The organism is Bradyrhizobium agreste, from assembly GCF_016031625.1.
Lineage (GTDB): Bacteria > Pseudomonadota > Alphaproteobacteria > Rhizobiales > Xanthobacteraceae > Bradyrhizobium > Bradyrhizobium agreste.
On the sequence record NZ_JACCHP010000019.1, the window covers coordinates 109524 to 127197 of the forward strand.

General features: G+C 64.3%; 14 protein-coding genes and 1 pseudogene. 6 read left to right on the forward strand and 9 right to left on the reverse strand.

Annotated elements, in window-relative coordinates:
* Nucleotides 1–3: 3 nt before the first annotated feature.
* From HZZ13_RS25755 to HZZ13_RS25775, 5 genes are all read right to left on the reverse strand, one after another.
* Nucleotides 4–720, reverse strand: a complete 717-nt coding sequence (locus HZZ13_RS25755) for an ABC transporter ATP-binding protein (protein WP_197948662.1) — start codon at nucleotides 718–720, stop codon at nucleotides 4–6.
* Complete coding sequence (locus HZZ13_RS25760; protein ID WP_197962302.1) at nucleotides 713–1468, reverse strand: ABC transporter ATP-binding protein; 756 nt, start codon at nucleotides 1466–1468, stop codon at nucleotides 713–715. The genes HZZ13_RS25755 and HZZ13_RS25760 overlap by 8 nt, the downstream gene beginning before the upstream one ends.
* Nucleotides 1465–2493 (reverse strand): branched-chain amino acid ABC transporter permease, encoded by a 1029-nt coding sequence (locus HZZ13_RS25765; protein WP_197962303.1) that lies wholly within the window; start codon nucleotides 2491–2493, stop codon nucleotides 1465–1467. Before HZZ13_RS25765 ends, HZZ13_RS25760 begins: the two co-directional genes overlap by 4 nt.
* 8 nt (nucleotides 2494–2501) lie before the next feature.
* On the reverse strand, nucleotides 2502–3371 hold the full coding sequence (locus HZZ13_RS25770) for a branched-chain amino acid ABC transporter permease (RefSeq protein WP_197962304.1): 870 nt from the start codon (nucleotides 3369–3371) through the stop codon (nucleotides 2502–2504).
* 133 nt (nucleotides 3372–3504) lie between these two features.
* The gene (locus tag HZZ13_RS25775; RefSeq protein ID WP_197962305.1) at nucleotides 3505–4683 is read right to left on the reverse strand and encodes an ABC transporter substrate-binding protein; all 1179 of its coding nucleotides are present in this window, start codon (nucleotides 4681–4683) and stop codon (nucleotides 3505–3507) included.
* Nucleotides 4684–5268: 585 nt separating this feature from the next.
* On the opposite strand from HZZ13_RS25775, the gene HZZ13_RS25780 reads away from it, so the two are divergent.
* The gene (locus HZZ13_RS25780) at nucleotides 5269–5556 is read left to right on the forward strand and encodes a hypothetical protein (RefSeq protein WP_197962306.1); all 288 of its coding nucleotides are present in this window, start codon (nucleotides 5269–5271) and stop codon (nucleotides 5554–5556) included.
* Nucleotides 5557–5652: 96 nt separating this feature from the next.
* On the opposite strand, the gene purU is transcribed toward HZZ13_RS25780, so the two are convergent.
* Nucleotides 5653–6516: a formyltetrahydrofolate deformylase gene (gene purU, locus HZZ13_RS25785; protein ID WP_197962307.1), complete on the reverse strand. Its 864-nt coding sequence runs from the start codon at nucleotides 6514–6516 to the stop codon at nucleotides 5653–5655.
* 151 nt (nucleotides 6517–6667) lie between these two features.
* Here purU and HZZ13_RS25790 point away from each other — a divergent pair, with 151 nt between their 5' ends.
* A complete protein-coding gene (locus HZZ13_RS25790) occupies nucleotides 6668–7528 on the forward strand; it encodes a uroporphyrinogen-III synthase (protein ID WP_197962308.1) in 861 nt (286 codons plus the stop codon).
* Here the strand turns inward: HZZ13_RS25790 and HZZ13_RS25795 are convergent.
* Nucleotides 7525–8205 carry a redoxin domain-containing protein gene (locus tag HZZ13_RS25795; protein ID WP_197962309.1) on the reverse strand — a complete coding sequence of 227 codons (681 nt, stop codon included), beginning with the start codon at nucleotides 8203–8205 and terminating at the stop codon, nucleotides 7525–7527. The two genes, HZZ13_RS25790 and HZZ13_RS25795, sit on opposite strands and share 4 nt — an antisense overlap.
* 21 nt (nucleotides 8206–8226) lie before the next feature.
* A pseudogene (locus HZZ13_RS25800) lies at nucleotides 8227–11288 on the reverse strand (adenylate/guanylate cyclase domain-containing protein).
* A 338-nt stretch (nucleotides 11289–11626) separates the two neighbouring features.
* On the opposite strand from HZZ13_RS25800, the gene HZZ13_RS25805 reads away from it, so the two are divergent.
* Nucleotides 11627–12889 (forward strand): MFS transporter, encoded by a 1263-nt coding sequence (locus HZZ13_RS25805; RefSeq protein ID WP_197962310.1) that lies wholly within the window; start codon nucleotides 11627–11629, stop codon nucleotides 12887–12889.
* Nucleotides 12890–12897: 8 nt separating this feature from the next.
* On the opposite strand, the gene HZZ13_RS25810 is transcribed toward HZZ13_RS25805, so the two are convergent.
* Nucleotides 12898–13572 (reverse strand): Crp/Fnr family transcriptional regulator, encoded by a 675-nt coding sequence (locus HZZ13_RS25810; RefSeq protein ID WP_197948671.1) that lies wholly within the window; start codon nucleotides 13570–13572, stop codon nucleotides 12898–12900.
* 338 nt (nucleotides 13573–13910) lie between these two features.
* On the opposite strand from HZZ13_RS25810, the gene HZZ13_RS25815 reads away from it, so the two are divergent.
* The 3 genes from HZZ13_RS25815 (at nucleotide 13911) to HZZ13_RS25825 (ending at nucleotide 17672) form a co-directional block, all read left to right on the forward strand.
* Nucleotides 13911–14732 carry an ABC transporter ATP-binding protein gene (locus HZZ13_RS25815; RefSeq protein ID WP_197962311.1) on the forward strand — a complete coding sequence of 274 codons (822 nt, stop codon included), beginning with the start codon at nucleotides 13911–13913 and terminating at the stop codon, nucleotides 14730–14732.
* Complete coding sequence (locus tag HZZ13_RS25820) at nucleotides 14729–16660, forward strand: long-chain fatty acid--CoA ligase (RefSeq protein ID WP_197962312.1); 1932 nt, start codon at nucleotides 14729–14731, stop codon at nucleotides 16658–16660. The genes HZZ13_RS25815 and HZZ13_RS25820 overlap by 4 nt, the downstream gene beginning before the upstream one ends.
* Nucleotides 16661–16778: 118 nt before the next feature.
* Nucleotides 16779–17672, forward strand: coding sequence for a branched-chain amino acid ABC transporter permease (locus HZZ13_RS25825; RefSeq protein ID WP_197948674.1), 894 nt, complete (start codon nucleotides 16779–16781; stop codon nucleotides 17670–17672).
* Nucleotides 17673–17674 lie beyond the last annotated feature (2 nt).

Here is a 17674-nt window from a genome sequence, read left to right on the forward strand (position 1 = left end):
ATCTTAGTGGGCGCTCGCCCCGGCGACGCCGAGATGGCGCTCCAGGACAGAGGGGTCGGTCTTCAGCGCGGCGCTCGGAGCGTCGTGAACGATCGTTCCGCGCTCCAATATCACAACGCGGTCGGCCAGCCCCAGAATCTTTTGGGCGTTCTGCTCGACGATGATCGAGCAAATACCTCCGGACCGGGTGATGGTCCCGATCGCCTTCAAGAGTTCCTCGACGATGATGGGCGCAAGGCCCTCGGTCGGCTCGTCCAGCAGCAGGACTTTCGGATTGAGGGTAAGTGCGCGGCCGATCGCCAGCATCTGTTGCTCGCCGCCGGAGAGCTGGTTGCCGAAATTGCTCCGCCGCTCCTTCAGCCGCGGGAACATCTCGTAGACCTTCTCGACCGTCCAGGGACCGGGCTGCGCCACGGCAGTCATGTTCTCTTCCACCGTCAGCGAGCGGAAGATGTTGCGCTCCTGCGGCACCCAGCCGATGCCGGCGCGCGCCCGCTGGTCGGGCCGCATCGCCGTGACGTCGGTGCCGGCAAGCGCAATAGAGCCTGAGAAGCGGCGCGTGACGCCGACGATGGAGTTGATCAGCGTGGTCTTGCCGGTGCCGTTGCGTCCGAGCAGCGCCAGAACCTGTCCTTCGGCGAGACGGAGCGTCATCTTCGGCAGCACCACCGCCTCGCCGTAGCCGGCACGAAGTGAATCGATCGCGAGCAGGTCAGACATCGACCGCCTCCTCGCCGAGATAGACCGCCTTCACCTGCGGATCGCGCGCGACCTCTTCGGGCGGACCTTCGGTCAGGAGCGCGCCCGAGACCAGCACCGAAATGCGATCGGCAAAGGAGAACACGAGGTCCATGTCGTGCTCGATCAAGAGCACGGTGACGTCCCGCGGCAGGCTGCCTACGACGGCGAGAATATCGTGGCGCTCGCTCTCGGGCACGCCGGCGGCGGGCTCGTCGAGCAGCAGCACGCGCGGCTTGGCCGCAATGGCGACCGCGATCTCGAGCAGGCGCTGCTTGCCGTAGGGCAGCGTCACGGTCGCTTCGTTCATGACGTCGAGCAGGTGGAAGCGCGAGAGCAGATCGGCGATCTCGCCATTGACGTCATTGCGCGTGCCCATCCGCCGCCACCAGTCGCCGCCATGGCCGAGACGTTCGGAGACCGCGAGCCCGATGGTCTCCAGGGGAGTCAGGTCCGGGTAGAGCTGATTAATCTGGAAGGTGCGCGACAGTCCACGCAGCACGCGCTTGTGCACGGGCAGATCGGTGATGTCCTGGCCTTCGAGCAGGATGCGGCCCGAGTTCGGCTTCAGCACGCCCGTGAGCTGGTTGATCACCGTGGTCTTGCCGGCACCGTTCGGGCCGATCAGCGCGTGGCGGGCGCCCTGCTCGACCTTCAGGGACAGATCGCGGGTGACGCGCAGGCCGCCGAACTGCTTTTCGAGATTTTGAGTTTCGAGCGCGATGGTCATGAATCGCTCTCCGGCACGGCGACGATCGCCTTACGGCCCGCAATCTGCCTGATGATCAGGTTCGGCACATACAGCACCCAGCGATGCAGGCGCTGACGGCCGACCAGCACGATCACGACCAGCACGAGGCCGATCCAGAACTGCCAGTATTGCGGCGTGATGGTCGAGAACAATTCCTGGAGCATGCGGAAGATCACCGCGCCGATCAGCCCGCCGTAGAGATAGCCGGTGCCGCCGATCACGAGCACCAGCATCAGGTCCGCCGAGCGCTCCATCGCGAACACGTCGAGCGAGGCGATCGCGGTCGTCTGGGTGAACAGCGCTCCCGCAATCCCGGCATAGAACGCGGCCAGCGTGTAGATCGCGATCAGGCGACGGTTGACAGGAATGCCAATGGCGGCGGCCCGGAGGGGATTGTTCTTGATGGCGCGCAGCGACAGGCCGAACGGGGAATGCACGACGCGGCGGGCCAACAGGAACAGCAGGAACAACACGGCCAGCGAATAGAAGAAGCCGGTCTTGCCGAACATGTCGAACGGGATCTCGCCGAAGATCGGCTGCATCTCGATGCCCTGCAGGCCGTCGGTGCCGCCGGTGATATTGGAGAAGCGCTCGGCCAGCGCTTCCAGCAGCAGCGCAATGCCGAGCGTCACCATCAGGCGCGTCAGGTCGACGCCGCGGATCACCAGAAAGCTGGTGGCAAAGCCGAGCACCATGGCAGCAAGGCCGGCGACGATCAGCGCCAGCACGGGCTCCTTGACGATGCCGTGAAGCGCCAGCAGCCCCGCGGCATAGGCGCCGACGCCGAAGAAGGCGGCATGGCCCAGCGACACGATGCCGGCATAGCCGAGGATGAGATCGAGCGACATCGCAAACAGCGCGAGGCGCAGGATGTCGGTCATGATGAGATAGCGCGACGGAAACGCGAAACCGCAGGCTAGCACGATCAGCCAGAAGGCGATCTCGCCGTAGTGCCAGCGCGCCTGGCGCTGGGCATGATAGCCGACGTCGGAAGCAGTGCTCATCGGCGAACTCAACGCGCGGCCGTGCGGCCGAACAGGCCGTTCGGGCGCCAGATCAGGATCACGATCATCATGGTGTAGATCACGAAGGGGCCCATCTTCGGCACGTAATATTTGCCGGCGACGTCGCCGATCCCGAGCAGCAGCGAGGCGAGGAACGGGCCTGTTATCGAGGACGAGCCGCCGACGGTGACCACGATCAGGAAGTAGATCATGAACTTCAGCGGGAAATACGGATCGAGGCCGAGGATCTCGGCGCTGAGGGCGCCGCCGAGGCCGGCGAGCCCGCAACCGAAGGCAAAGGTGAAGGCGAACACCTGCGGCACGTTAATGCCGAGACCGCTCGCGGCCCGGGGGTCATCGACGGCCGCGCGCAGGCGGCTGCCGAAACGCGTCTTCGCCAGCACCATTTGAAGCGCAATGGTCAGCAGGCCGCAGATCACGATGATCATCAGCCGGTAGCGGCCGATGCCGACTCCGAACAGGTCGAACTGGCCCTGAAGCGCGGCGGGCAAATTGATGAAGACCCGCGAGGACCCCTGGATGTAATCGACGGCGGCAACCGACATGAAGGTCAGGCCGATCGTGAACAGCACCTGGTCAAGATGGCTGCGGGTGTAGAGATGACGGTACAGCATGCGTTCGAGCGCGATGCCGATGGCAGCCGAGGAGACGAACGCGAGCGGCAGGGCGGCGAAGAACGGCCAGCCCATCCGGTTGACCAGCACCATGCAGACATAGCCCCCGGCCATCGCGAAGGCGCCGTGGGCGAGATTGACGAAGTTCATCAGACCGAGCGTGACCGCGAGCCCGCAGGCGAGCACGAACAGCAGCATGCCGTAGGCGACGCCATCGAACAAGTTGGTGAGGATTGCGGTCATTGGAAGCGGCTGAACCTTGGTAATTACTCGTCATTCCGGGGCAGCGCGGAGCGCTGAACCCGGAATCTCGTTCAACAATCTCGAGATCCCCGATGCGCGCTAAGCGCGCTCGGGGATGACGCGCTTTCGCGCGTCACTTCTTGGTCTTACCGAGATCCTTAACGGCCTCGAAGGTCGCGAACTCGACGTTGAAGAGCTCGCCGTCGACCTTCTCGACCTTTCGAATGTAGATGTTCTGCACGATGTCGCGGGTCTCGGGGTCGATCGAGATCGGGCCGCGCGGACTCTCCCACTTCTGGCCCTTCATCGCTTCGACCAGCTTGGTGCCGTCGGTGTCGCCACCTGTCTTCTTCAGCGCCTCGTAGATCAGGTGGATGCCGTCATAGCCGCCCACGGCCATGAAGCCCGGACGGTTGCCGAAGGCCTTCTTGTAAGCCGCGACGAAATCCTTGTTCATCTGCGACGGGTGCGCCGCGGAATACAGATGCGCGGTGACCGTGCCGAGCACGGCGTCGCCCATGTTGTTGAGCAGGTCGTCGTCGGTGACGTCGCCCGGCCCGATCACCTTGATGCCGGCCTTGTCGAGGCCGCGTTCGGCATATTGCTTCATGAAGTTGCCGCCCTGGCCCGCCGGCACGAACACGAAGATCGCGTCCGGCTTTGCGTCCTTCATGCGCTGCAGGAACGGGGCGAAGTCGGGGTTCTGCAAGGGCACCTTGACCTCTTCGACCACCTCGCCGCCGCCCGCGGTGAAGTTCTGCTTGAAGAAATTCAGCGCATCATTGCCGGGCGCATAGTCCGAGGTCAGCGTCGCCACCTTCTTGATGCCGTTCTTCACCGCCCAGTCGCCGATGATGGTCGAAGACTGCGCCAGCGTGAAGCTGGTGCGCACGATATAGGGCGAACGCTCGGTGATGATGGAGGTGCCCGCCGCCATCACGACTTCCGGGATCTTGGCCTGCGTTGCGAGCGGCGCAGCGGCGAGTGCGGCCGGTGTCACGCCGAAGCCGGCGATGAAATTGACCTTGTCGTTGACGATCAGCTCCTGAGCGGCGGTCTTGGTCTTGTCCGGGATTGCGGCGTCGTCCTTGACGATGATCTCGACCTTCTTGCCGGCGACGGTGTCGCCCTTCTGCTGCATGTAGAGCTTGATCGCGTTCTCGATCTGCTTGCCGGTCGAGGCCTGGCCGCCGGTCATCGGCAGGATAAGCCCGATCTTGACCGTGTCTTCCGCCTTGACGGGCACGACGGCCGCAAGGCCCGCGATAGCAACGACCGCTGCGGTGCGTGAAAAAATCCTGCGTTCGAACATCAGATGTCCCTCCCCTTCATTCCTCACCTCTTGTGCGCCGGACCGAGTACCCGGTCCTTGCCGCGCTCCACTCACGGACAAGCCATGCCGTGCGGCCACATGGCGTCCTCTACAACCCCGTTGTCAATCGAACGTTGGGCGACCATTCGGCGCAAGCCGCGTGATCTGCCTCAACGAGGGCGGGGAGAGAGATTTGTACGATTGTACAAATAAAATGGTCCTGTCAACGAAAAAGCCCTGTGACGCTCGGCAGGGCGATGGCTTGTCGATGCGCCAGTCTAGGAGGACTGCACCACACCTTGGATGGAGGATTCCGCCTCTCATTTGCAGAATCTGGACATTCTCAAATGCCTTCGCGACGAGCCACCCGGCGACGCCAATCGAACGACAAATACGCGATGTATACCGTACCAACTGCAGGTACCCTATCAAGCGCTAATTTTACTTATTATAGTACCATCTTTGTATACAGCTTCGCGCACCCTCGAATAGGCCAATTTTACATATTGAGAGCTATGGTTCGCCGCTCACGCCGATCCGGGGCTCCAGCATCCGCGCCCGATCGGGGCACGACCAGAGATATTCATGCGTTCCCGCTCGCTTTCGATCGCCGCCGCACTCGCCCTGCTCGCTCCCAATCTCGCAGGCTGCGGGACGGTCAACGAAAAGCTCTCCGCCGGCATGGGCGATTACGTCCCGCAATGGGCCGGCGGCCTGCCCGCTGATGCGCCGCCGCGACCCGGCACGCCGCAGTACGACGCCTATATGAGGGAACGCGAGCGCAAGCGGCTGATGCCGGCGAGCGATCGCGAGAAGGAAGAGCAAGGCCAGAAGGGCGCGACGGGGACGACGTCGGCTGGTGCGGTGCGGTGAGAAACAATCGTCATTCCGGGATGGTCCGAAGGACCAGACCCGGAATCTCGAGATTCCGGGTTCGCCTCTTCGAGGCGCCCCGGAATGACAATGCCGTCAATCCACGAACACCACGGTCTTGCGGCCGTTGAGGATGACGCGGTCATCGAGATGGTAGCGGATGGCCCGGGCCAGCACGCGGCGCTCGATGTCACGCCCCTTGCGGACCAGATCTTCCGGCGTGTCGCGATGGCTGATGCGCTCGACGTCCTGGTCGACGATCGGGCCCTCGTCGAGATCGCGCGTGACGTAATGCGCGGTGGCGCCGATCAGCTTGACGCCGCGCTCATGGGCCTGGTGATAGGGCTTGGCGCCCTTGAAACCCGGCAGGAACGAGTGGTGGATGTTGATGCAGCGCCCCGACAGCCTTGCCGAGAGATCGTCGGACAGGATCTGCATGTAGCGGGCGAGCACCACCAGATCGGTCTTCGTCTTGCCGACGAGGTCCATGATCTGCGCCTCCTGCTCGCGCTTGGTCTCCTTGGTGACGGGCAAATGGTGGAAGGGGATGCCGCCGAAATCGAGCCCGGCATAGATCTCGCGCGGGTGGTTGGAGACGATCGCGGTCGGAACCATCGGCAATTCGCCGGTGCGCCAGCGATAGAGGATGTCGACCAAGCAGTGATCGGACTTCGAGACCAGCAGCATCACCTTGCGATGCGCGGCGCGGTCGCGCATCTGCCATTCCATGCCGAAACGCTCGGCGATCGCGGCAAAGCCGGTCTGGAGCGCCGACAGCTCCACGGCAAGATCGGCCGCTGTGAACACCACCCGCATGAAGAACTTCTTGGTCTCGACGTCATCGAACTGCTGGGCGTCGAGGATGTTCTGTCCATTATGAGCGAGAAACGTCGACACCGCCGAGACGATGCCGGGACGATCCGGACAGGACAGGGTCAGGACATATTGATGGTCGGGCATCTTGATGAACAGGCTTAGCTCTTGATGAAGGCTTGTGCAGCGGAACTATCCGCGATTGCGCCCTGCTCTAGCACCGACCCCGCCCTTGCGCCAATCCCACGCGGAGAGTCAGGATGAACGGACGATTGCGATTGTCTGACCGGAGATACCCATGCCCGACCGCCTGAACGGCACCCGCATCCTGATCCTGGAAACGCGCGAGGAAGCGCAGTTTTCGAAGCTGCTGGCCGAACAAGGCGCCGAGGTCGTGCAATGCCCGATGTTCACCATCCAGGATGCGCCGGACCCCGCCCCGGTCGAGGCCTGGATCCGCCGCGCCATCGACAAGCCCTTCGATGACCTCGTGCTGATGACCGGCGAAGGCCTGCGGCGGATTATGAAGCTCGCGCGCACCCGCGGGCTCGACCAGGCCCTGGTCACGTCGCTGGCCAGATCGCGAAAATTCACCCGCGGTCCGAAACCCGGCAGGGCACTGCGCGAGGTCTCTCTCGACGCGCAGCAGACGACGGAGAAGCCGACGACGGAGGGCGTCATCGAGATGCTTGCGAAGATCGACCTGAAAGGGCGCCGGCTCGGCTTGCAGCTCTATCCCGACAAGGACCACAGCGCGCTGACCAGCGCGCTCTCGGCGCAGGGCGCCGCGGTCGATACCGTGCTGCCCTATGTCTACGATTCCAAGGCGGCGGACGCCAACATCGTGGCCGCGATCGAAGCCATGGCTGAGGGGCGGATCGATTCCATCGCACTGACCAATCTCGGTCAGGTCCGCCGCCTGATTGAGACCGCGAGGGCGCATGGCCTCGAAGCGCGCCTGCGCGCCGGATTCGAGCGGACGCTGATCGCCTCAGTGGGGCCCGCAGTCTCCGGCGAGCTCGCCGCGCATGGCTTGCGCACTGATATCTCGCCGGTGGAGGACCACTATTTCATGCGCCCGCTGATCTCGGCGATGGCGCTCGCCCTCGCGGAGAAACGGCCGCACGTGGCAGGTTCGTCGCCGGACGGCGACGCCTAGCTCGCCACCTGCGAGGCGGCCGACATCAGCTCCTGTGGGCTCGGCGCTCCGAACATGCGCTGGCCGCCGTCAGGGACCTCGGTAAACGTCCAGCGCACGATCCCTTCCCGATCGAGCAGGAACTGGCCGAACAGCTGGCCCGTGCCAGCCGCCGCCATGCGCTGATCGGCTTCGGTCATCTCGTAACCGTCCTTGTTATTGAGGTACTCGGCGGCCGCCGGCCGGTTCATCGGGCGAGGCAGTTCGCCGGGCATGTCGACGTTCATGCTCATGACCACGTCCATACCCACCTTGCGCGGCCACTCGGTCTCGTTCTCCGTGAACTCGATGGTGGGCAGGCCGAACGCGCGATGCGAGATCCGGTCGGGGTCGGACGCGGCAAGCAAATTGGGCAAGGGGTGATAGCGGAAGTAGAGCCGCGCCCGGTCGATCGGCGTATTGACGACCGTAAGACTTTCGATGCCCTTCGTGCGCAACACACCGTCGAGCTGTGCCTGCGCGGCGATATGGCGCCGGCAAAACGGGCAGTGCAGGCCACGAAACAGGCCGACCAGTATCGGACTATGCCCGCGATAATCCTCGAGCGCGATCTTTCCTTCGCGCGTGATGGCGTCCAGCACGATGTTCGGTGCGCGATCGCCTGGCTGAAGTGGTGCATCGACGTGGCGGTCTGACATGGTTGAACTCCCTCACATTGGCTAGTCAAGAAATGGCAGTACGATCAGCCCTGCGGGATCGAGGTCGTGCCGGGCGCAGACATCACGGGCCAACGCGAAATACCGCTCGGCCTCGGGCATGTCGCCTCGATCAAGGCTCAGTGTCGCAAGACCATCATAACACGGAAACAGCTGCTGCGGCTCGCCGGTCTCGGTCGCGACCTCAATGGCCTCGTCGTAGCAGCGCGCCGCGAGGTCAGGGCGGAAGTGGCATTGATGGATCTGCCCGAGCACGATTAGGGGAACCGGAAGATGCTCTCGCTGATCGAGCGCACGGTCGATTTCGATCGCCTTCTCGGCGGCCGGCACTCCTTCCTCGGCGCATCTGTCGGTGAAGGTGCAACAGGCGACAGCAAAATTGGCCAGCAGGCGCGCCTGGAAGCCGAGGTCGCCGATACGGCGCGCGACATCGAGCCCGCGCCTGCAAACCTCCATCGCTTTCGCCGGGTCAACGATCGTGTAGAGCACGCCAAGGTTGGTGTAGCCGCGACACGCCACGTTGAGGAGGCCGGCGGCTTCGGCTGCCGCGACACTTTGCTCCACCTCGCGCACCGCCTCCTGGTGTCGCCCAAGCCGCGCCAGCGCAACCCCCTTGGTGTTGAGCGCCTCCGCAATGGCGCGTGCCGCCTCGCTCCCGGCCTGCTCGTCTCCGTTCGCCGGCGCGGACTGCGCGAAGCCGAGCGCCTCGTCTGCCCACCTCGCGGCGGCGACGTGATCCCCCACACGAAACGCGAGACGGCCGCGCTCCTCCAGGAGGTGGGCCCACTCGATCGGCGCGTCGGTCCCGCCAAGCCGCTCGGCCGCCTCGGCATAATGCGTCTCCGCGCTGGTGCGCTTGCCGGCGTCCCACAACAAGCGGCCGAGCTTGCGAAGAATTCGCGCTTCGCTGATCCGATCCCCGGCCGTGCGATGCTCCTCGAGGGCGCGTCGGTAGTGCTCCTCGGCCGTGCTTCGGCGGCCAGCTACGCGACAGAGATCCGCGATCCGCTCATAGAGGACCAGGCATTCCGGGTTCCGTTCGCTGCCGGCGAGCAGCACGGCGAGGGACTGCTGATAGAAGCGGATGGCATCGTCGTTGGCATAGCTCGCGCGTGCGCGATCGCCGGCCGCGCGCAGATAGCGCGCGCCTTTCGCCTTGCTTGCGCTGAGACTGAAATGGTGTCCAAGCATGACGAGATCTTCGAGCCGCTCGGGCTCGACGCCATAGAGCCGCTCCAGCGCGGCGCCGATCCGTCCGTGGAGCTCGATCCGGCGCTGCAGAAGCAGGTTCTGATAGATCACGTCCTGAAGCATGGTCTGCGTGAAGCGGTAGGTCCGCAGCGAAATTGAGTTCGAGCCTGCGACCTCCTCGACGATCTCGGCGTCGCACAGAAGTTCGAGCCCCGGCTCGACCCTTGCCGGCTCGGTTGCCGCCGCACCGAGAACGGCCGCATCGAAGCGCGGGCCAATCACCGCGGCTTCCTGGGCCAGGTGCCTCACCTGATGCGGCAACCGATCCAGGCGCGCCAGCAACAACGCCTGAATGCTCGCCGGAATTTCGGCGGCGGCTTCATCCGACGTCATCCGCCACTGCGCGCCATCACGTACGAGGGCGCCGGCTTCGATGAGGCCGCGGATGATCTCCTCGAGGAAAAGCGGATTGCCGCCGGCGCGCTCGAGGATACGACTGAACAAATGTCCCGGCGATTCACGCAGGCCGTGACTGAAGTACGCCGCGAGCAGCCTTCGTCCGTCAGTGTCGCCAAGCGGAGCCAGCCGAAGAGTGGTGTGACTAATCCGGCTCGAACCGAACTGGTCCAGCTCCAACATCGGCCGATGTGTGAACAGCAGCATCAGCCGCGAGCGCTCCAGCCGGTCCATCAGGAACCGTAAAGCTTCGAGCGACACCGCATCGGCCCAATGCAGATCCTCGACGATGATCAGCAGCGGCGACCGCGTTCGCCGAGCGGCGAGCAGACCGCCTGCCGGATCGCCACGCCTGCGAAGCGATCCTCCTCGCCGATACGGGCGACGAATTCGCTCACCAGGCGCGTCTTCCCGATGCCGGCCTCGCCGACCAGCCGCACCAGCTGGGCCGCGCCGCCGCACGCGCGATCGAGGCTGCCGATCACGCGCGCAAGCTCGGCGTCACGTCCGATCAGCGGCGCATCGAGGCCCAGCGTGTCGAGGCCTCGTGCCGCACGGGGCGTCTCGAGCGGTCCCTTCAGACGATGGACCAGAACGCTCCCCATCTTGCCCTTGAGCGAGACCTCGCCAAGCGAATCGTAGGCGAACGCATGCCGCGTCAGACGGTAGGTCAACGGTCCGACCAGCACCTCGCCCGGAGGCGCCATCGACTGCAGTCGCTGGGCGGTATTCACGGTGTCGCCGGTGACCGAATAGGATTTGGCAACGCCCACGCCCAGCCCGCCCGCAACGACGTGTCCGGTGTTGATGCCGACATGGAGCAGCAGCGGCGAACCGGCATAGGCTTTCGCGCGCTCGCTAAGTCGCGCCGACCGGATGATCATGTCGAGGGCTGCGCGAACCGCGCGCTCCGGGTCGTCCTCGTGCGCGGCTGGCGCACCAAACAGTGCGAGCAGCGCATCGCCGATGAATTTGTCCACGAAGCCGCCAAAGCTCTGCACCGCGGCCGTCAGCTCCGCGAACAATTCGTTCTGAAGCGTCTGCATGATCTCGGGGTCGAGCCGCTCGCTCATCGCAGTGAAGCCGCTGAGGTCGGCAAACAGCACGGTGATGGTGCGGCGGTTCGCTTCGCTATCGATTTTGTCCGACGGCGGTCGAAATGCGTGTTGCGCCTCGGGAGTGAGCACGAGCGGTGGCGAAGAGGAGCTCGTTGGGACCGCCGTCGAGTCCGTCCGCACCGCTGCCTGCCCGCCGCCTTTGGCGGCCGCAGCGACGAGAGTGCCGCATTTCGGGCAATACGCGAAATCAGGTGCGCATGGAAAACCGCAACCAGGGCACGCGCTCGGCTGCTTCGTGCCGCAGTGCGGGCAGAAGGCAAAGCCGCTCTGAACCTCGAAACCGCAACCCGAGCAGTTCATGGCCCAATACCTCGCGAGAGCCGCGATGGCGCTATCCGCTGGGCCCGACCTCATGGGCCCAGGATGCGGACCAGAATGGGCTCGGCGCACCGGAAGAGCAAGCGGCTGCGACTGGTCTACCCCCTGCGTCGCGGATTGGACCGCGAAGCAATGCTGCGGGTGCACTGGCGATCGAAAGCCGCCCGCAGCGCGCAGTGATTCATGGCGCAGCGCAAATTGTCGGCAAGCATGGCGGCATGCCGTAGCGTCAATTGACACGCGCGTCGCCGGTACTACGCTCACGAACAGAAGAACGAATAAGAAGGGCAGGGAATCGCCGTGAAACCCGTCATCGCATCTTGAGCACAGCCGTACGACCTTCCGCGCTCGCGCCATTCCGCATCCGCAACTATCGCTTCCAGTGGCCGTCCGACCTGCTCACCTCCTGGGCGTTCGAGGTCGAGACGCTGGTGCTCGGCTGGTACATCCTGGTCGAGACCGGCTCGGTGCTGCTGCTCACCGTGCTCGCTTCACTCCAGTTCGTCGGAACACTGGTCGCGCCCGCGTTCGGCATGATCGGCGACCGCATGGGTCATCGCGATCTCCTGGTCGCGATGCGCCTTGCCTATACGGCGCTCTCGTCGACCATCATGGTCCTGGCGCTGAGCGGTCATTTGTCGCCGCTGAGCGTCATGATCATCGTCACGATCATGGGCCTGATCCGCCCCTCCGATCTCGGCGTTCGCGGCGCGCTGCTGGCCGAGATCATGCCGGCCGAGCAGCTGGTGGGCGCCATCAGCGTTGCGCGCACGACTCAGGACAGCGCGCGCATTGCCGGAGCGTTGACGGGCGCCGGGCTGTTCGCCGTCCTCGGTATCGGCCTCGTCTATGTGGCGATCGCCTGCCTTTACTTCACGGCAGCGCTGCTCATGCTCTGCCTGACCCGGCCGAAAAGGACCGTCACGACGAGCGATCTTCCCGCGAACAGCCATACCGTTTCGCGGCTGTTTGGTGACCTCAAAGAGGGGATCGTCTATGCCTGGAACGGCCCTGGAATGCGCGCGGCGCTGTGCGTCGCTTTCCTGGCCAATCTTACCGCATTTCCCTACACGGGCGGATTGTTGCCCTACATTGCGCGGGAGATCTTTCATACCGACCAGACCGGCCTCGGTTATCTCTCGGCGAGCTTCGCCGTCGGCTCGCTGATCGGCTCCATCACGCTCAGCCTGGTCAGTGGCGTGCGCATCGCGCGGCTTCTGATCGGCGCAACGCTGGCCTGGTACGCCATGCTGCTGGTGTTCGTCGAGGTCCGGACGATGCCGGTGGCGATGGCCTGCCTCGTCCTCGCCGGCACCGCCCAGAGCATGTCGATGATCTCGGCTGCCGTCATCCTGATGCGCACCGCGAGCGCACACCTGCGCGGTCGTGTCATGGGCGTGCGCATGATGGTGATCTACGGCTTGCCGATCGGACTGCTCGCGGCCGGCAGCCTGATCGATGTCATCGGCTATTCCGCGACGGGCTCGCTCTATGCCGTCGCAGGCTTCGTCGCGATGCTGGCGATCGCGATCCGCTGGCGCGCCGACCTGTGGCCGGCGCACGCGCCCGCCAACGCACGATGACGAGACTTCTAATCCCCATACCCGCGCAGCCGCTCGATATCCAGGATGGTGACCCCGCCATATTCCAGTCGCAGCAGCCCCTCTTTCTCCAGGCGGTTCAGCGCGCGATTGGCGTTCTGGCGGGACATGCCGGAAAGGGCTCCGATTTCTTCCTGGGTGATCTCCAGATGCGCGGTCGATTCCGGATAGAGGATCGGATTGAACAGCGAGGCGATGCTGCGGGCGAGGCGCGCGGTGGCATCGAGCGTGCGGTTGACCTCGAGCATGCCGATGAACTGGCCCAGCCGCTCGTTGAGCTGGCGCACCAGGAAGCGGTTGAAACCGACGCTGTTCTCGAACAGCCACATGAAGGCGCTTCGTTCCATCAGCGCGACGCGGCTGTCGCGCAGCGCGACCACGTCGTAGCGGCGCGGCTCGTTCTTGAGCACGCTGCCTTCGCCGAACCAGGCCCCTGCCGTCAGCCCGGCAAGGCTGGTCTCCTTGCCGTCGCGCGAGACCCCGCCCATACGGGCAAGGCCGCCCACCATGCCGGCCCAATAGGCAAAGATATCGCCGCGCATGAACACGCTCTCGCCGGTGCCGTAGGACCGCTCCGTGATTCCGGCACGCGCGACCTCGATCTCGGCTGGTGTGAGCTCGCGCGACCAGGCGGCAATGCGCTTCAGATGATCCTCTGAAATCATGATCTCGAAGCCAGCCGCACCGTTCTGTCACTCCCATGCCGCTGTTGCACTGCAACAGAATCGCTTCGGCCATCCATCCGACGAAAGATGAAGACCCGCTCGGCCCGACAAACTTTGTCGCAGAATTGTCAGGCCGGAGACATTTCAAAATAGCGCTTTCCCCTATTGAGGACCACCTCGGGCGATGCGGCTTTTGATCCCTCGCGGGAACGAAGGTGGCGCCGGTCCGGTCGAGACCAATAGCTGCATGGTCTGGCCGGCACGACCGTACTAGGATCGCCTGACAGGAACGGACGAAGAGCGCCAGTCAAGCGCCATCACCGGGAGGGATTCGTTTGGTGGCTACCAGTCTCGAAGTGCGCGGCGTGTCCCTGCGATTCGGCGGCGTCCGTGCTCTGACCGACGTCAGCTTCGCCATCAGGGAAGGCGAGCTGTTCTCGATCATCGGCCCCAACGGCGCCGGCAAGACCTCGATCGTGAACTGTATTTCCGGCCGCTACAAGCCGACCGAAGGCCAGCTGTTCTACAAGGACCGCGATATCACCGGCTTGACGCCGAATGCCCGCGCCTCGCTCGGCATCGGCCGCACCTTCCAGAATCTGGCGCTGTTCCACCACATGAGCGTGCTCGACAACATCATGGTCGGCCGCCATCACCTCTTGAAGAACAATTTCCTCACGGGCTCGCTGTACTGGCTCACCGGGGCGCGCAAGGAGGAACTCGAGCACCGCCGCAAGGTGGAGGAGATCATCGACTTCCTCGATCTGCAGTCGGTGCGTAAGGCCACCGCCGGCACCCTCTCCTACGGCCTGCGCAAGCGCGTGGAGCTCGCCCGTGCCATGGCCCTGGAGCCGCGCCTGATCCTCCTCGACGAGCCCATGGCCGGCATGAATTTCGAGGAAAAGGAGGACATGGCCCGCTACATCGTCGATCTCAACGAGGAGTTCGGGATGACGGTGGTGATGATCGAGCACGACATGGGCGTGGTGATGGACATCTCCCACCGCGTCATGGTGCTGGATTTCGGCAAGAAGATCGCCGATGGCGATCCGGCGACCGTGCTCGCCGATCCCCACGTCAAGCGCGCCTATCTCGGCGAAGAGGACGAGGTGCTGGTCGATCCCGATGATGCCCCTGCGGCGCAGGAGAGCGCGGCATGATGGATTATGCAGCTCGCGTCGCGCAGGCCGACACCTATCCGAAGATGCTCCGGCTCAATGCCAGGGAGCACGGCAACGAGATCGCAATGCGCGAGAAGGATCTCGGGCTCTGGCGCATCTTCACCTGGAACGACTATCAGGCCCGGGTGCGTGATTTCGCGCTGGGTCTCGTCGAGCTCGGCCTTGGTCGCGGGGATGTCATCGGCATCATCGGCGACAACCGGCCGGACTGGGTCGCGGCAGAAGTGGCGACGCATGCCATTGGCGGCCTCAGCCTCGGGCTCTATCGCGACGTGCTGGACGAGGAAGCCTCCTATCTTCTCAACTATGGCGAGGCGCAGCTCGTCTTCGCCGAGGACGAGGAGCAGGTCGACAAGCTGCTGACCCTTGCCGAGCGGGTGCCGAAGCTGAAGCACATCATCTATTCCGATCCGCGCGGAATGCGGAAATACGACGACCCGCGCCTGATGTCGGCGGAGAAGTTTGCCGAGCTCGGCCGTGCCCGCGCCGCGCGCGAGCCGGAGCTCTACGACAGACTGGTCGATGCCACCAACGGCGAGGACGTCGCGATCCTCTGCACCACGTCCGGCACCACCTCGCATCCCAAGCTCGCGATGCTCGCCGCCGGCCGCGTGCTCGGCCATTGTGCGACCTATCTCGCATTCGACCCCAAGGGTCCCGACGACGAATATGTCTCGGTGCTGCCGTTGCCCTGGATCATGGAACAGGTCTACGTGCTCGGCAAAGGTCTGCTCTGCCGGATGAAGATCAACTTCGTCGAAGAGCCCGACACGATGATGAACGATCTGCGCGAGATCGCACCGACCTTCGTGCTGTTCGCACCGCGCGTCTGGGAATCCATTGCCGCCGATGTCCGCGCCAAGGTGATGGACGCAACGCCCTTCAAGCAGCGCCTGTTCGATGTCGGCATGAAGTCTGGTCTTGCCGCGCTCGAGCAGGGCAAACGCTCAGCCTTTGCCGACGCGATCCTGTTCCGCGCCCTGCGCGACCGGCTCGGCTTCACCCGCCTTCGCTCGGCCGCGACCGGCGGCGCGGCACTCGGTCCTGACACCTTCAAGTTCTTCCAGGCCATGGGCGTGCCGCTGCGCACGCTCTACGGCCAGACCGAGCTGCTCGGTGCCTACACGCTGCATCCCGAGGGCAAGGTCGATCCCGATACCACCGGCGTGCCGATGGCCGACAGCGTCGAGATCCGCATCGACAATGCCGACATCCACGGTGTCGGCGAGATCGTCGTACGGCATCCCAACATGTTCCTCGGCTACTACAAGAACCCGGAAGCCAGCGTCGCCGACATCAAGGACGGCTGGCTGTGCTCCGGCGATGCCGGCTATTTCAACGCCGACAACCAGCTCGTCGTCATCGACCGCATCAAGGATCTCGCCGAGACCTCCCGCGGCGAGCGCTTCTCGCCGCAGTTCATCGAGAACAAGCTGAAATTCTCGCCCTATATCGCCGAAGCCGTGGTGCTTGGGGCCGGCCGCGACGCGCTCGCGGCAATGATCTGCATCCGCTACTCCATCATCTCGAAATGGGCGGAGAAGAACCGCCTCTCCTTCACGACCTACAGCGACCTCGCCTCACGGCCCGAGGTCTACGCGCTGCTTCAGAAGGAGGTCGAGACCGTCAACGCCACGCTGCCGCCGGCCCAGCGCATCTCGCGCTTCCTGCTGCTCTATAAGGAGCTCGACGCCGACGACGGCGAGCTCACCCGGACGCGAAAGGTGCGCCGCGGCGTCATCAACGAGAAATACGCCGGCATTATCGACGCCATCTACCGCGGCGATTCCGATATCCCCGTCGACACCGTGATCCGCTTCCAGGACGGCACCACGCAGCGGGTGCGAACGACGCTGCGCGTGGTGGACCTCGGCGGGCACGGGCACATGGCGGAGGCTGCGGAGTGATACAGATAGTCGTCATGCGCGGGCTTGACCCGCGCATCCATCCTCTTCCGAACAGTCTTCCTTCCGCATCGATGGATTGCCGGGTCAAGCCCGGCAATGACGAGCTGAGTCACCCGATATGAACACCGCCTTCCTCATCCAGCTCCTGGTCAACGGCCTCGTGGTCGGCACGCTCTACGGTGTGGTCGCGATGTCGTTCGTGCTGATTTACAAGGCGACGCAGGTCGTCAACTTTGCGCAAGGTGAATTGCTGCTGGTCGGCGCCTGGGTGTGCTGGGCCTTGCTTGCAAAATACCAGGTGCCGTTCTGGATCGGCATGCCGATCACGCTGGTGTTCATGTTCGTGTTCGGCATCGCGGTGCAGGTGCTGATCCTGCGGCCGATGATCGGCGAGCCCATCATCTCGGTGATCATGGTGACGATCGGTCTCTCCACCGTGCTGCAGGCGACGCTAAAATGGATGTTCGGCGTCAATCCGCAGCCGTTCCCGCGGGTGTTCGAAAGCCAGTCGGTCAACCTGTTCGGACTCCAGATCCAGACCGTCTACGTCATGAGCCTCGTCGTGTCGGTCGCGATGATGATCGGCATGGCCTGGTTCTTCCGCGCATCGAAGTACGGCCTTGCGATGCGCGCCACGGCGTTCAACCAGCAGGTGGCGCAGTCGCTCGGCATTTCCGTCAAGAGCGTGTTCGCGATGGCCTGGGCGATCTCGGCGACCGTCTCGGCGGTCGCGGGCGTCGTCGTCGCCGTGGTCAATGGCGTGTCCTCGGGCCTTGCTGCCTACGGCATCAAGGTGTTTCCGGCGGCGATCCTCGGCGGGCTCGATTCCGTCGGCGGCGCCGTGCTGGGCGGCATCATCATCGGGCTGCTGGAGAACGTCGCCCAATATGTCGACAGCCAATATCTGCACTGGGGCAATCTCTACGAGATCGCGCCGTTCTACGTCCTCATCATCGTGCTGATGATCAAGCCCTACGGCCTGTTCGGCACCCACGACATCGAGCGGATCTGACC

Bases quoted from the DNA above. Each gene is read 5' to 3' on its own strand.
- HZZ13_RS25755 (WP_197948662.1), bottom strand. From the start codon at position 720: ATGTCTGACCTGCTCGCGATCGATTCACTTCGTGCCGGCTACGGCGAG.
- HZZ13_RS25760 (WP_197962302.1), bottom strand. From the start codon at position 1,468: ATGACCATCGCGCTCGAAACTCAAAATCTCGAAAAGCAGTTCGGCGGC.
- HZZ13_RS25765 (WP_197962303.1), bottom strand. From the start codon at position 2,493: ATGAGCACTGCTTCCGACGTCGGCTATCATGCCCAGCGCCAGGCGCGC.
- HZZ13_RS25770 (WP_197962304.1), bottom strand. From the start codon at position 3,371: ATGACCGCAATCCTCACCAACTTGTTCGATGGCGTCGCCTACGGCATG.
- HZZ13_RS25775 (WP_197962305.1), bottom strand. From the start codon at position 4,683: ATGTTCGAACGCAGGATTTTTTCACGCACCGCAGCGGTCGTTGCTATC.
- HZZ13_RS25780 (WP_197962306.1), top strand. From the start codon at position 5,269: ATGCGTTCCCGCTCGCTTTCGATCGCCGCCGCACTCGCCCTGCTCGCT.
- purU (WP_197962307.1), bottom strand. From the start codon at position 6,516: ATGCCCGACCATCAATATGTCCTGACCCTGTCCTGTCCGGATCGTCCC.
- HZZ13_RS25790 (WP_197962308.1), top strand. From the start codon at position 6,668: ATGCCCGACCGCCTGAACGGCACCCGCATCCTGATCCTGGAAACGCGC.
- HZZ13_RS25795 (WP_197962309.1), bottom strand. From the start codon at position 8,205: ATGTCAGACCGCCACGTCGATGCACCACTTCAGCCAGGCGATCGCGCA.
- HZZ13_RS25810 (WP_197948671.1), bottom strand. From the start codon at position 13,572: ATGATTTCAGAGGATCATCTGAAGCGCATTGCCGCCTGGTCGCGCGAG.
- HZZ13_RS25820 (WP_197962312.1), top strand. From the start codon at position 14,729: ATGATGGATTATGCAGCTCGCGTCGCGCAGGCCGACACCTATCCGAAG.
- HZZ13_RS25825 (WP_197948674.1), top strand. From the start codon at position 16,779: ATGAACACCGCCTTCCTCATCCAGCTCCTGGTCAACGGCCTCGTGGTC.